Origin of the sequence: Pseudomonas sp. LW8, assembly GCF_041956865.1 — a bacterium.
In the GTDB taxonomy this organism is placed as follows: Bacteria; Pseudomonadota; Gammaproteobacteria; order Pseudomonadales; family Pseudomonadaceae; genus Aquipseudomonas; species Aquipseudomonas siliginis.
The window spans coordinates 4,104,037-4,117,627 of sequence record NZ_CP168138.1; the positions used below are offsets into that span (position 1 = coordinate 4,104,037).

Sequence of the window (13,591 nt, forward strand, 5' to 3'; positions counted from 1 at the left end):
ATCAAGCATCCAGTAGCGCGCGGGCAATGGTTTGCAGTTTACGGGTGAGCGGGCCAACCGGCCAGCTCAGTGCAGCACAGGCGCGTACCGGCCAGACGCCATAAACGCTGTTGCAGACAAACACTTCATCAGCCCATTGCAGCTGTTCGAGGCTGATATCGGCGATTTGCGTGGGGATGGCCAGCGACTCGGCCTGAAACAATATTTCCGCGCGCATCACCCCAGCGACGCCGCAGCGCTTCAAGTCGGGCGTAATCAGACCACCGTCGCGCACCAGGAAAATATTGCTGTACACACCTTCGACGACGCGCCCGGCCTGATCGAGCATCAAGCCTTCGGCATGCTCGCTGTCCTGCCATTCGGCGCGGGCGAGCACCTGTTCCAGTCGATTCAGATGTTTGAGCCCGGCCAACAACGGCTGCGTAGATAAACGCGTGTTGCAGGGAAACAGGCGGATGCCGTGCTCGGCATGGGCAGCGGGATACGCTGCCGGCGGATTGCCTTGCAGGATGCGTCGGCCCTGCGCCGCAGGATCGGGCGCATAACCACGCAAGCCGTCACCCCGAGTGAGGATAAGCTTGAGCACGCCCTCGCCCATCGCAGCGGCATAGCTGAGCAGCTCATGGCGAACCAGCTCGAGATCGGTCGCGATGGCCAGACGCGCGCAGCCATCAGCCAGACGCGTCAGGTGCCGATCCAGCAGGACGGGCTGACCACTGCGCACGGCAATGGTCTCGAACAGACCATCGCCGTAAGCCAGGCCGCGATCTTTCAGCGACACCACGTCAGCCGGTTGACCGTCGACCCAGCTGTCCATCAGCCGGCGAACCGGCGAAACGCCAGAGTGCCGTTGGTGCCGCCAAAACCGAAGGAGTTGGACAGCACGACATCGATGTCCATGTTACGCGCGGTGTGCGCAACGAAATCGAGATCGCAGCCTTCGTCCGGTTCATCAAGGTTGATGGTCGGCGGTGCCACCTGGCTGTTGATCGCCAGCACGCTGAAAATCGCTTCGACCGCGCCCGCCGCACCCAACAGGTGGCCGGTCATCGACTTGGTCGAGCTGACGGCCAGCTTGTAGGCGTGATCGCCGAACACCGACTTGATCGCATTGGCTTCGGCAAGGTCGCCGGCGGGGGTCGAGGTGCCGTGGGCGTTGATGTACTGCACTTGATCGACATTGATCTTCGCGTCACGCAGGGCATTGGTGATGCAGCGCGCGGCACCGGCGCCATCGGCGGGTGGCGAGGTCATGTGGAACGCATCGCCACTGGTGCCGAAACCGATCAGCTCGGCGTAGATCGTCGCGCCACGGGCCTTGGCGTGCTCCAGCTCTTCAAGGACCAGCGCACCGGCGCCGTCGGACAGGACAAAGCCGTCACGGCCCTTGTCCCATGGACGGCTGGCACGGGTCGGCTCGTCGTTGCGGGTCGACAGCGCACGGGACGCTCCGAAGCCGCCCATGCCCAGACCGCAGGCAGCCATTTCCGCGCCGCCGGCAATCATCACGTCGGCTTCGTCGTACATGATGTTGCGCGCGGCCATGCCAATGCAGTGCGTACCGGTGGTGCACGCGGTGGCGATGGCGTAGTTGGGTCCCTGTGCGCCCAGATGGATCGACAGGAAGCCGGAAATCATATTGATGATCGAGCCAGGCACAAAGAACGGCGAGATCCGTCGCGGACCGGTCTCGTGCAGGGTGCGGCTGGTCTCTTCGATGTTGGTCAGACCGCCAATCCCCGAACCCATGGCCACGCCAATGCGTTCACGGTTGGCATCGGTGACTTCCAGACCGGCGTTGCGCACGGCTTGAAAGCCTGCGGCGAGGCCGTACTGAATGAACAGGTCGAGCTTGCGCGCTTCCTTGACCGACAGGTATTCCTCGACATTGAAGCCTTTGACCGAACCACCGAAGCGGGTCGAATAGGCAGAAAGGTCGGTGTGTTCGATCAGACCAATGCCACTGCGGCCAGCCAGAATGCCCTGCCAACTGCTCGGCACATCCGTGCCCAGTGGCGACAACATACCCATACCGGTGACTACGACGCGTCTACGCGACACAGCACTCTCCTTTTTCAAATGACGACTTTGCATCAGGCCTAAAGAAAAAACCGCACGCCATGATGGCAGTGCGGTTTTTCCATGACAGCAAGCAACGATTACAAACTATTACGCCTGGTGGCTGGTAACGTAGTCGATTGCAGCTTGTACAGTAGTGATCTTTTCAGCTTCTTCGTCAGGGATTTCGGTCTCGAATTCCTCTTCCAGAGCCATCACCAGCTCAACGGTGTCAAGGGAGTCGGCACCCAGGTCTTCTACGAAGGAAGCGGTGTTGACCACTTCTTCTTCTTTAACACCCAGTTGCTCGGCAACGATTTTCTTGACGCGCTCTTCGATGGTGCTCATACCTTGTTTTCACTCCTAATGGACAAATTCAGGCAGCTGGCCAGTGGGTAAGTGTATAGAAAGCCTTTTCAGTTTTTCAACTGAAAGCTTCACTCCTCAAACCCTGCGGCCCTCTGCCTATAAATAGATTGCAGCTTTATAACGGATTTTAGACAGCTCGTATGACATTTTTTTGAAGCAATCCGTCACATTTTACTTACATGTACATCCCACCGTTCACCGGGATTGTAGCCCCGGTAACATATGCCGCACCGTCGGATGCAAGAAAAGCGACCACGGACGCGATCTCTTGAGCTTGCCCCAGACGACCCAGCGGAATCTGCGTCTGCAAGGCTTCACGCTGTGCTTCAGGCAGCTCGCGGGTCATATCGGTGTCGATGAACCCTGGGGTTACCGAGTTGACCGTAATCGAACGCGAACCGACTTCACGCGCCATCGCCCGGCTGAAACCTTCCAGACCGGCCTTGGCGGCTGCATAGTTTACTTGGCCGGCGTTGCCCATGGCACCCACTACCGAGCCAATACTGATAATTCGACCCCAGCGCGCCTTGGTCATGCCACGCAAAACGCCCTTGGACAGGCGATACAGACTGTTCAAGTTGGTATCGATCACGTCGTACCACTCGTCGTCTTTCATGCGCATCATCAGGTTATCGCGGGTGATACCGGCATTATTGACCAGAATCGCCACCGGCGCACCGAACTGCTCCTGAATGCCTGCCAGCACGGCGCTGACCGATTCGTCGCTGGTGACATTGAGTTCGAAACCGGCGCCCTGGATACCGTTTTCCTTCAGGGTCGCGGCAATGCGCTCGGCGCCCGACGCGGAGGTCGCGGTGCCGACAACGATGGCGCCCTGACGACCCAGTTCCAGCGCGATGGCCTGGCCGATGCCGCGGCTTGCACCGGTAACCAGTGCAACTTTACCTTGCAGACTCATGCAAGTTTCTCCTGATTCAGGCCTGCGCTGCGCGAGCGGCAGCGAAGGCGTCTGGGGTATTGAGATTGGAAGTCGAAACGCCTTCGGCGCAACGTTTGTTCAGGCCAGCGAGGACTTTGCCCGGGCCGCATTCAACCAGATTGGTCGCGCCCTTGGCGGCCAAAGTCTGCACCGATTCAACCCAGCGCACTGGCTTGTAGAGCTGTTCGAGCAGATCGCGCTTGAGGGTTTCCAGATCGGCTGGCACTTGTGCGCTGACGTTCTGCACCACCGGGATCTGCGGCGCCTGCCAGTCGATGGCGGCGATGGATTCGGCGAAACGCTCGGCAGCCGGACGCATCAGCTCGCAGTGCGACGGCACGCTCACCGGCAATGGCATGGCGCGCTTGGCACCACGGGCCTTGCAACCCTCGATGGCGCGCTCGACGGCCGCCTTGGCACCGGCGATCACCACTTGGCCCGGCGAGTTGAAATTCACTGCGCTGACGACTTCGCCTTGCGCCGCTTCGGCGCAGGCAGCCAGCACGTCGGCATCTTCCAGGCCGAGGATCGCAGCCATGCCGCCCTGCCCGGCCGGCACCGCTTCCTGCATCAACTGGCCACGGCGCTCGACGAGCTTGACCGCGTCAGCCAGGGTCAGGCTGCCGGCAGCAACCAGCGCGCTGTATTCACCCAGGCTATGGCCGGCGACGAACGCCGGACGCGCGCCGCCTTCGGCCAGCCACAGACGCCACAGGGCGATCGAAGCGGTCAGAATGGCTGGTTGGGTTTTGTCGGTTTGATTGAGCAGCTCTTCCGGGCCCTGCTGGGTCAGTGCCCACAGGTCGTAGCCCAGCGCAGCAGAGGCTTCTTGAAAGGTTTCGAGGATCAGCGGATGTTGCGCGCCCAGCTCGGCCAGCATGCCGAGGGACTGCGAACCCTGTCCTGGAAAGACGAATGCGAGGGAAGCAGACATGTAACAAGCCCCTAATGATCTTGTCGTCGGAAAATAACGCCCCGTTGGGGACGCCAGAAACTGACAGTTTGGATGGCCCTTTGAACCGGGCGGTCACATTTAAGCATTGTCCGACGAAAACGCCTAAGACAACAGTTCCTCCAGACGACCGTGGAGACGCTCGGGCAAGTTCTCTTGAATCTCGATCAGCGCCCGTTGAATCGCACTCTGAAAGCCCTGAACCCCCGCCGATCCGTGGCTTTTCACGACGATGCCCTGCAAGCCGAGAAAGCTTGCGCCATTATGTCGCGCCGGGGCCAGGTCGGCCTGCAGACGCTTCATCAACGGCAGCGCGAGAACGCCGACAGCGCGCGAAGCGAAGTTTTTCTTGAACAAAGCCTCGATCCGCGCAGCAATCATCGTCGCCAGACCTTCGCTGGACTTGAGCAGGATGTTGCCGACGAAGCCGTCACACACCACCACATCGGCCTCACCGCGATACAAGCCGTCGCCTTCGATAAAACCGATGTAGTTGATCCCGCGCGCAGCCTGCAACAGCGTGGCGGCCAGTTTGACCTGCTGATTACCCTTGATGTCTTCGGTGCCGATATTCAGCAGTGCCACACGCGGACGGGCGATACCCAGGGTCTGTGCAGCGACCGAGCCCATCACCGCAAACTGCAACAGGTGCTCGGCACTGCAATCGACGTTGGCACCCAGATCGAGCAGCTGGCAATAACCGGTCTGCGTCGGAATCGCCGCGACCATGGCCGGACGATCAATGCCGGGCAATGTCTTCAGCACGAATCGTGACAAGGCCATCAACGCACCGGTATTGCCGGCGCTGACACAGGCCTGCACCTTGCCATCGCGCAGCAGTTCAAGGGCTACACGCATCGACGAATCCGGCTTGCCACGCAGGGCTTGGGCGGGTTTTTCGTCCATGGTGATGACTTCGCTCGCCGCGACAATCGTCAGGCGCGCGCGATCGGCAGCCGACTGGCCGTGGATCAGTTCTTCAAGAAGGGAGGGTTGACCGACGAGGGTCAGGTGCAGCGAGGGTGTAGCAGACAGGCAAGCGAGACTGGCCTGAACAATGCTGCGGGGACCGAAGTCCCCGCCCATTGCGTCAATCGCGATGACTTGAGCAGACAAGTGATTACTCGTCAGCGCCCTTGTCGATCACTTTACGGCCACGGTAAACGCCTTCTGGCGATACGTGGTGACGCAGGTGAACTTCACCAGTGGTTTTTTCTACAGACAGGGTGCTAGCCTCGAGAGCGTCGTGCGAACGGCGCATGTCACGGGCAGAGCGGGATTTTTTGTTCTGCTGAACAGCCATAATTGATTAACTCCTAAACGTTTGGGTCACGCTTTAACTGCGCCAATACACTGAACGGGTTGGACCGCGTTACCTCGTCCTCGCTCGGTTCGGGCTCATCTGCTCCCGCCGGCTGCTGGCATTCTTCCGGATGATGAGCAGGCACAATGGGCAAGGCGAGCAGAAGCTCCTCCTCGATCAGTGACTGCAGATCCAATGGATCTTCGCCCAGTTCCAGCACGTCATAACCTTTCGGCAACGACTGGGTATTCGCACCCTCCTTCACCACCGCGTAACTGCATTCGCTGTGGATCGGCAGGGTGACCAGCTCAAGACAACGCTGGCAAACCATTTTGACTTCGGTGTCGATAAAGCTGTGGATGACCACAGACTTACGTTCATCTCGTTCAAAAACGAATTTGGCCTGCACCGTACCGACATCGTCGGAAAGCGGGTCGCAGAGTCTCTTCAAATCGGCCAGCAGCAGTTCACCTTGAAGGGTGGTGCCACGGTCAGCCAATTTGCGCGGGTCAACGTGAGGTGGAATCGGGTCATTCAACATAGGCGCAGCATTATAGGGATGCACCCACCCATGTCAAAGGAAATTGTGCCCTGTCCGTCACTTGCGCGCCTCCGCTAGAATCCGCACCTGCCTCAGGAGACGTCCATGCTGCCTTTATTACTCGCTTCAAGCTCGACTTATCGCCGCGAATTGCTCGCCCGCCTGCACCTGCCGTTCGTCTGCAGCTCGCCGGACATCGACGAAAGCCACCGCCCGGGCGAGTCCGCAATCGATCTGGTCAAACGTCTCGCCGAAGAAAAGGCCCGGGCCTTGGCGGACAGCCACCCTGCTCATCTGATCATTGGCTCGGATCAGGTTGCCGTCCTCGGCGAACAGATCATCGGCAAGCCGCACACCTTCGAGAAGGCCCGCGAGCAATTGATGGCGGCGAGCGGCGCGAGCGTGACCTTCCTGACCGGTCTGGCGCTGCTCAACAGCCAGACCGGGCAATACCAGGTCGACTGCGTGCCGTTTACCGTGCACATGCGCCAGCTGGATCAGGCGCGCATCGAGCGCTATCTGCGCATCGAGCAGCCGTACGACTGCGCCGGCAGCTTCAAGGCCGAAGGACTGGGCGTAAGCCTGTTTCAATCGACCGAAGGCCCGGATGCCACCAGCCTGATCGGCCTGCCGCTGATTCGCCTGATCGATATGTTGTTGGTCGAGGGTGTGCAAATCCCTTGAAAGCAAAAGATCGCAGCCTTCGGCAGCTCCTACACCGATTGTGCAAGAGCTGCCGTTGACCTGCGATCTTCTGACCTTGAAACGATTTACCGCAACGAAGGCCCGTGAAACCCCATCCACATCGCCAACTGCTCGGCCACGCTGGCGCCGAGCTTTTTCGAGAAGCGATCGAACGGCGATTCCTGCACGGTGAAGTCCACCAGCTCCTTCTCGCCAATCACATCACGCGCCACCGAACTGGCATTGCCCAAGCCATCGATCAGGCCTAGCGGCAGCGCCTGCTCACCCGACCAGACCAGCCCGGAAAACAGCTCCGGATGCTCTTTGTCCTTCAGACGATCGCCACGGCCCTGCTTGACGCTGTTGATGAACTGCTTGTGCGTGGTGTCCAGCACGCTTTGCCAGAATGCGGTTTCTTCAGGCTTTTGCGGCTGGAACGGATCCAGGAATGCCTTGTGCTCGCCCGAGGTATAGGTGCGGCGCTCAACCCCGAGTTTTTCCATGGTGCCAACGAAACCGTAACCCGCCGCCGTCACGCCGATCGAGCCGACCAGACTGGCCTTGTCGGCATAGATCTGATCCGCCGCGCTGGCGATGTAATAGGCGCCCGAAGCACCAAGATCGGAAATCACTGCGTAGAGCTTGATCTCCGGATGCAACCCACGCAGACGCTTGATCTCGTCATAGACATAGCCAGACTGCACCGGACTGCCACCCGGGCTATTGATGCGCAGGACCACGCCCTTGACCTTCTTGTCTTCGAACGCCGCACGCAGGCTGCCAACGATATTGTCGGCGCTGGCCGGCTCCTTGTCGGCGATTACGCCGTCGATCTCGATCAACGCCGTATAGTTCGGGCCGCGGGTGGCGCTTTTTTCCATGTCCATCAGCGGCGTGAACAGCAGCAGCGCAACAAACAGATAAACAAACGTCAGCAGCTTGAAGAAAATCCCCCAGCGCCGCGAACGGCGTTGTTCCTGCACGCCGGCCAGCAAAGTCTTTTCCAACAGCTTCCAGCTTTTCGCGTCACCGTCGTCGGCACTTGCCTTGGCCGGTGCTTTCCATTCGTCGGTCATGCCATCTACCCCAGCAAAAACGTATTAAGCCTGCTGACCCAGCCAGGCGTGCAATTCAGAAAAACGGTCGATCGACAGGCGCGGCTCGAACTGTTGCAGGGACTCGATCGATTGCGCGCCGTAACTGACCGCCACCGAATCCATCCCCGCGTTGCGTGCCATCAGCAGATCGAACGACGAATCGCCGACCATCAACGCCTGCTCCGGACGTACGCCGCAGTGCCTGACGATCTGCTCAAGCATCAGAGGGTGTGGCTTGCTGGCAGTTTCATCGGCGGCGCGGGTGATATCGAAATAATCTTCCCAGCCATTGGCCTTGAGCACCCGATCCAGCCCGCGACGGTTCTTGCCCGTCGCTACCGCCAGGTGATAACCCTGCTCGCGAAACGACTCCATCGACTCGACCACGCCTTCGAACAGCGGCGACGGCACGGCTTCGGCAGCGATGTAGTGATCGGCGTAATACTCACGAAACGCGAGCATTTCTGCGTCGCTGATTTCCGGGTACAGCGTGCGAATCGCCTCCGGTAAGCCGAGACCGATTATGCCTTTGACAGCGAAGTCATCGCGCAGCTCGAAACCGGAACGCCCGGACGCGGAGTGCATGGCCTCGACGATCCGATGGATGGAATCGGCGAGGGTGCCGTCCCAGTCGAAAATCAGCAGCTTGTAATCAGATGGGCGCACTCAATCGCTCCACGGTCTTGGCCCACATTTCATCGACGGGCGCTTGCAGATTCAGCTTGCCGCCGTCGGGCAGCGGCACGGTCAGCATGTAGGCGTGCAGGAACAGGCGCTTACCACCCAGATCGCGGATTTCCTTGGTGAAATCCTCGTCGCCATACTTACTGTCACCGGCAATGCAATGGCCAGCATGCAAGGTGTGCACGCGAATCTGGTGGGTACGACCGGTAACCGGTTTCGCCTCGACCATGGTGGCAAAATCGCCGAAGCGGCGCAGCACCTTGAACAGCGTCAGGGCTACTTTGCCTTCATCGTTAACTTCGACCATGCGCTCGCCGGAGCGCAGATTGCTCTTGAGCAACGGTGCACGAACCTGCTTGATCGAGGTTGCCCAGTTGCCACGGACCAGCGCCATGTAGCGCTTGTCGACGCCGTCGCCGCGCAACTGCTCGTGCAGGTGGCGCAACATGCTGCGTTTCTTGGCGATCATCAGCAGGCCGGAGGTGTCACGGTCGAGACGGTGAACCAGCTCCAGTTCCTTGGCGTCGGGACGCAACTGACGAAAGGCTTCGATCACGCCGAAATTCAACCCGCTGCCGCCATGCACCGCAATGCCGGCGGGCTTGTTGATCACGATCAGGGCTTTGTCTTCGAAGACGATCGAGGCCTCCAGGCGCTGCAACAGCCCCTGGGCCAGCGGCACCGGTTCGTCGCGCTCAGGCACGCGAACCGGCGGCACGCGCACGATGTCGCCGGCCTGCAGCTTGTATTCGGGCTTGATCCGACCTTTGTTCACGCGCACTTCGCCTTTGCGCAAAATGCGGTAAATCAAGGTCTTGGGCACGCCTTTGAGCCGGGCGAGGAGAAAGTTGTCGATTCGTTGGCCGGCATACTCCGGCGAGACTTCAAGCAGTTGAACGCCTGGAGTCGAAGGGGCAGTAGTTGTCATGCCGCGGATGATAACAATTTTTATGGAATTGAAGCACTTAATCATTGCTGCTATAGTCGCGAACGCCGCCAAAAGCGGCCTGGACAGCGGAACCACGGTCAAAGACCGGCCCTGACCAACGCAATTCACCAGGGCGCGAGGCCGTCCTACGGGGCTTTCGCTACGTAACGGTGGAGTTTGCGGTTGTAACGAGCGCAGGTGACATGAGGCCTGAATTACACCGCCGGGCAGAGTTCTGACTCGCCAGGCAGGCGACATTCGAGGCCAGTTCACAAAGTGCAGTCGACTGCGAATGACCCCGAGCGATTGCTTCGGAAACATCGCCTGAATTAGCCATGATGCGTGACCTCCCCTTTCGGAGCTCACGGTAAATGCCAACCCGCTGCGGATTCTGCGCGCGGCAGCACCCGAATTATCAGGGATACGTGTAGGGTGGAGATGCACAACCGCCGGACTGTGTAGCAACAAGCTTTGATCAAGACGCTTCATCTCGTCCACAGCCGCTGGTTGATTCCTCCTCCTGACTGAGTGCTTAAGTAGCCACAGCAAGCAGGACGCGTACGTCGCGGTATCGGCCCAATTGGCCGCACATCGCTGGACACGGGAATGGCCAACCACTCCCGACGCACCTGACACCGACCGTGAGAAGTCGTGTGTGCCGAACGCCGTTTCCGGCAGCCCGGAAACCGACGGTACTACATGAAAAGAATGCTGATTAACGCAACTCAACCCGAAGAGTTGCGTGTTGCACTGGTAGATGGCCAACGCCTCTACGACCTGGACATCGAATCCGGTGCACGCGAGCAGAAGAAGGCCAACATCTATAAAGGCCGTATCACTCGCATCGAACCAAGCCTTGAGGCTGCCTTTGTCGATTTCGGCTCCGAGCGCCACGGCTTCCTGCCCCTCAAAGAAATCTCCCGCGAATACTTCAAGAAAGCCCCAGAAGGCCGCGTCAACATCAAGGACGTCCTGAGCGAAGGCCAGGAAGTCATCGTTCAGGTCGAGAAAGAAGAACGTGGGAACAAGGGCGCCGCCCTGACCACCTTCATCAGCCTGGCCGGTCGTTACCTCGTACTGATGCCGAACAACCCGCGTGCCGGCGGCATCTCCCGTCGCATCGAAGGCGAAGAACGCAACGAACTGCGTGAAGCGCTGAACGGTCTGGTTGCTCCGGCCGACATGGGTCTGATCGTGCGCACTGCCGGCCTGGGCCGCAGCAGCGAAGAAATGCAGTGGGACCTCGATTACCTGCTGCAACTGTGGACCGCCATCAAAGAAGCCTCGCTGGATCGCTCCGCGCCATTCCTGATTTACCAGGAAAGCAACGTGATCATCCGCGCCATCCGCGATTACCTGCGCCAGGACATCGGCGAAGTGCTGATCGACAGCGTTGAAGCCCAGGACGAAGCCCTGACCTTCATCCGCCAGGTGATGCCGCAGTACGCCAGCAAGATCAAGCTGTACGAAGACAGCGTGCCACTGTTCAACCGTTTCCAGATCGAAAGCCAGATCGAGACCGCATTCCAGCGCGTCGTCGAACTGCCTTCCGGCGGCTCCATTGTGATCGATCCGACCGAAGCCCTGGTGTCCATCGACATCAACTCGGCGCGCGCCACCAAAGGCAGCGACATCGAAGAAACAGCGCTGCAGACCAACCTTGAAGCCGCCGAAGAAATCGCCCGTCAGTTGCGCCTGCGCGACATCGGCGGCCTGATCGTCATCGACTTCATCGATATGACCCCGGCGAAGAACCAGCGCGCCGTGGAAGAGAAAGTCCGTGAATGCCTGGAAGCTGACCGCGCCCGCGTGCAGATCGGTCGTATCTCGCGTTTCGGCCTGCTGGAAATGTCCCGTCAGCGCCTGCGTCCATCGCTGGGCGAAAGCAGCGGCATCGTCTGCCCGCGTTGCAACGGCACCGGCATCATCCGTGACGTTGAATCGCTGTCGCTGGCCATCCTGCGCCTGATCGAAGAAGAAGCCCTGAAAGACCGCACCGCCGAAGTTCGCGCGCAAGTGCCGATCCCGGTCGCCGCGTTCCTGCTCAACGAAAAACGCAACTCGATCACCAAGATCGAACTGCGCACCCGCGCCCGCATCGTCATTCTGCCGAACGATCACCTCGAGACGCCGCACTTCGAAGTTCAGCGTCTGCGTGACGACAGCCCGGAAGCCGCGACCAACCAGTCCAGCTACGAAATCGCTGCGGCCGCTGCCGAAGTCGAAGAAGTCCAGCCAGCCGCTGCGACCCGCACTCTGGTTCGCCAGGAAGCTGCAGTGAAAACTGCGCCGGCCCGTGCCAACGCACCGGTGCCGACTGAAGTTGCACCTGCCGCACCTGCTCCAGCACCAGCTGCCGCGCCAGAGCCAAGCCTGTTCAAGGGTCTGGTGAAGTCGCTGGTCAGCCTGTTCGCCACCAAGGAAGAGCCAGCCGCACCGGTTGCCGTTGCGAAACCGGCTGCCACCGAGCGTCCTGCCCGCAACGAAGAGCGTCGCAACGGTCGTCAGCAGAGCCGCAACCGCAACGGTCGCCGCGATGAAGAACGCAAGCCGCGCGAAGAACGTGCTCCACGTGAAGAGCGCGCACCACGCGAGCCGCGCGAAGAGCGCCAGCCACGCGAAGCCCGCGAGCCGCGTGAAACCCGCAGCGAAGCGCCGGTAGCCCGCGAAGAGCGCGCACCACGTGCCCCGCGTGAAGAACGTGCACCGCGTGCACCGCGTGAAGATCGCAAGCCGCGTGGCGAGCGTGAAGAACGCGTACGTGAACTGCGCGAGCCACTGGACGCCGTGCCAGCCGCAGCCGCTGCTGTTGCTGCCGTGACCGCTGAAGAGCGTCCGGCCCGTCAGCCACGCGAAGAACGCGCCCCGCGTCCGCCGCGTGAAGAGCGTCAACCGCGTGCCGAGCAGGCCGCTGCTGCCGTTGCTGAAGAAGAAGTGAACAGCAACAACGAAGAGCAACTGCCGGAAGACGGTCAGGACAACGCCGAAGGCGATCGTCCACGTCGTCGCTCCCGTGGTCAGCGCCGTCGCAGCAACCGTCGCGAGCGTCAACGTGATGCCAACGGCAACGTGATCGAAGGTTCGGAAGAATCCGAGTCCGCTGAAAACGCTGGCGAGCCAAGCACTGCCGATCTGGCCGCTGGCTTGGCCGTCACCGCCGCCGTTGCCAGCAGCACCATCAGCGCTCCGGCAGAAGCCCAAGCCCACGAGCAGGCTGAACGCGCCACTGCCGCCACACTGGAAACTGCTCCAGTCGAAGCGCCGGTTGTCGAAGCCACCACTCCAGTGGAAGTGACTGCTGCACCGGAAATCGAAGTCGCTCCGGTCCGCGAAGCTCAGCCTCAGGTTGAAGCGGCTGCCGAACCGGAAGCTGTCGTTGAAGCGCCAGTTGCTGAATCCGAACCAGCGACCGAAACCGTCAGCGAAAACGTGACCAGAACCGTGCGTGAAGTTCGCGAAGAGCAGACTGCGTTCAACTGGGTTGCCGAGCCAGCCGTCACCGAAGCTCCAGCGCCGGTCGCTGAAGCCGAAGTACCGCAGGCCATGGTTTCCGAGCCAGTAGTTGCAGCGGCCGAACCGGCTCCAGAGCCAGTGGTTGAAGCACCAGCTGTCGAAACACCAGTTGCAAAAGCTCAGGCTGAAGAAGCACCAGCCGCAGTCGAAGCGCCAGCCCCGGTGGTTGAAGCTCCGGCTCCGGTCAGCGCCCTGACGCCAAACGGCCGTGCGCCAAACGACCCGCGTGAAGTGCGTCGTCGCAAGCGTGAAGCCGAGCGTTTGCAGAAGGAAGCCGAACTGGCTGCCGCTGCAGCGCCAGTGGCTGCCGAACCAGCCGCTGCGGCTGAAGTGATCGAGGCAGCCCCTGCCCCGGTCGCGGAAGAAGCATCGGTTGAAGCGGTGATCGCTGAAGCACCACGCTCCGTTCAGGACGCGGTTGAACAGCGCGAAGAAGCCCAGGAAAAAGAGCACGAGCCTAAACCACTCGTGTAATTCCTGAAGCCATTAAAAAGCCCCGCCCGGTGAAAGCCTGGCGGGGCT

General features: G+C 60.5%; 13 protein-coding genes. 2 read left to right on the top strand and 11 right to left on the bottom strand.

Annotation, left to right across the window (positions count from 1 at the left end; translation table 11 throughout):
- Position 1 precedes the first annotated feature (1 nt).
- From pabC to AB9L16_RS18545, 8 genes are all read right to left on the bottom strand, one after another.
- The gene (pabC, locus tag AB9L16_RS18510) at positions 2-817 is read right to left on the bottom strand and encodes an aminodeoxychorismate lyase (RefSeq protein WP_252878698.1); all 816 of its coding nucleotides are present in this window, start codon (positions 815-817) and stop codon (positions 2-4) included.
- Positions 817-2,061 carry a beta-ketoacyl-ACP synthase II gene (fabF, locus tag AB9L16_RS18515; RefSeq protein WP_038860467.1) on the bottom strand — a complete coding sequence of 415 codons (1,245 nt, stop codon included), beginning with the start codon at positions 2,059-2,061 and terminating at the stop codon, positions 817-819. The genes pabC and fabF overlap by 1 nt, the downstream gene beginning before the upstream one ends.
- 108 nt (positions 2,062-2,169) lie before the next feature.
- Entirely contained in the window at positions 2,170-2,406 is a 237-nt protein-coding gene (acpP, locus tag AB9L16_RS18520; RefSeq protein WP_003175607.1) for an acyl carrier protein, read from the bottom strand.
- Between the two features lie 196 nt (positions 2,407-2,602).
- Complete coding sequence (gene fabG, locus AB9L16_RS18525; protein ID WP_016770989.1) at positions 2,603-3,346, bottom strand: 3-oxoacyl-ACP reductase FabG; 744 nt, start codon at positions 3,344-3,346, stop codon at positions 2,603-2,605.
- A gap of 16 nt (positions 3,347-3,362) precedes the next feature.
- Positions 3,363-4,301, bottom strand: a complete 939-nt coding sequence (gene fabD, locus AB9L16_RS18530; protein ID WP_056788244.1) for an ACP S-malonyltransferase — start codon at positions 4,299-4,301, stop codon at positions 3,363-3,365.
- A gap of 123 nt (positions 4,302-4,424) precedes the next feature.
- A complete protein-coding gene (gene plsX, locus AB9L16_RS18535) occupies positions 4,425-5,435 on the bottom strand; it encodes a phosphate acyltransferase PlsX (RefSeq protein ID WP_082530305.1) in 1,011 nt (336 codons plus the stop codon).
- A 4-nt stretch (positions 5,436-5,439) separates the two neighbouring features.
- A complete protein-coding gene (gene rpmF, locus AB9L16_RS18540) occupies positions 5,440-5,622 on the bottom strand; it encodes a 50S ribosomal protein L32 (RefSeq protein WP_003179396.1) in 183 nt (60 codons plus the stop codon).
- Between the two features lie 13 nt (positions 5,623-5,635).
- A complete protein-coding gene (locus AB9L16_RS18545) occupies positions 5,636-6,163 on the bottom strand; it encodes a YceD family protein (RefSeq protein WP_003204262.1) in 528 nt (175 codons plus the stop codon).
- A 105-nt stretch (positions 6,164-6,268) separates the two neighbouring features.
- On the opposite strand from AB9L16_RS18545, the gene AB9L16_RS18550 reads away from it, so the two are divergent.
- Complete coding sequence (locus AB9L16_RS18550) at positions 6,269-6,847, top strand: nucleoside triphosphate pyrophosphatase (protein ID WP_150742578.1); 579 nt, start codon at positions 6,269-6,271, stop codon at positions 6,845-6,847.
- Positions 6,848-6,933: 86 nt separating this feature from the next.
- On the opposite strand, the gene sppA is transcribed toward AB9L16_RS18550, so the two are convergent.
- Genes sppA through rluC form a run of 3 tightly spaced genes read right to left on the bottom strand, consistent with a single transcriptional unit; the run spans position 6,934 to position 9,556 of the window.
- The gene (sppA, locus tag AB9L16_RS18555; RefSeq protein WP_252878700.1) at positions 6,934-7,923 is read right to left on the bottom strand and encodes a signal peptide peptidase SppA; all 990 of its coding nucleotides are present in this window, start codon (positions 7,921-7,923) and stop codon (positions 6,934-6,936) included.
- A 24-nt stretch (positions 7,924-7,947) separates the two neighbouring features.
- Positions 7,948-8,610: an HAD-IA family hydrolase gene (locus AB9L16_RS18560; RefSeq protein WP_150742579.1), complete on the bottom strand. Its 663-nt coding sequence runs from the start codon at positions 8,608-8,610 to the stop codon at positions 7,948-7,950.
- Positions 8,597-9,556 (bottom strand): 23S rRNA pseudouridine(955/2504/2580) synthase RluC, encoded by a 960-nt coding sequence (gene rluC / locus AB9L16_RS18565; protein ID WP_375122522.1) that lies wholly within the window; start codon positions 9,554-9,556, stop codon positions 8,597-8,599. The genes AB9L16_RS18560 and rluC overlap by 14 nt, the downstream gene beginning before the upstream one ends.
- A gap of 699 nt (positions 9,557-10,255) precedes the next feature.
- Here rluC and rne point away from each other — a divergent pair.
- Entirely contained in the window at positions 10,256-13,543 is a 3,288-nt protein-coding gene (gene rne, locus AB9L16_RS18570; RefSeq protein ID WP_375122523.1) for a ribonuclease E, read from the top strand.
- Positions 13,544-13,591: the final 48 nt, after the last annotated feature.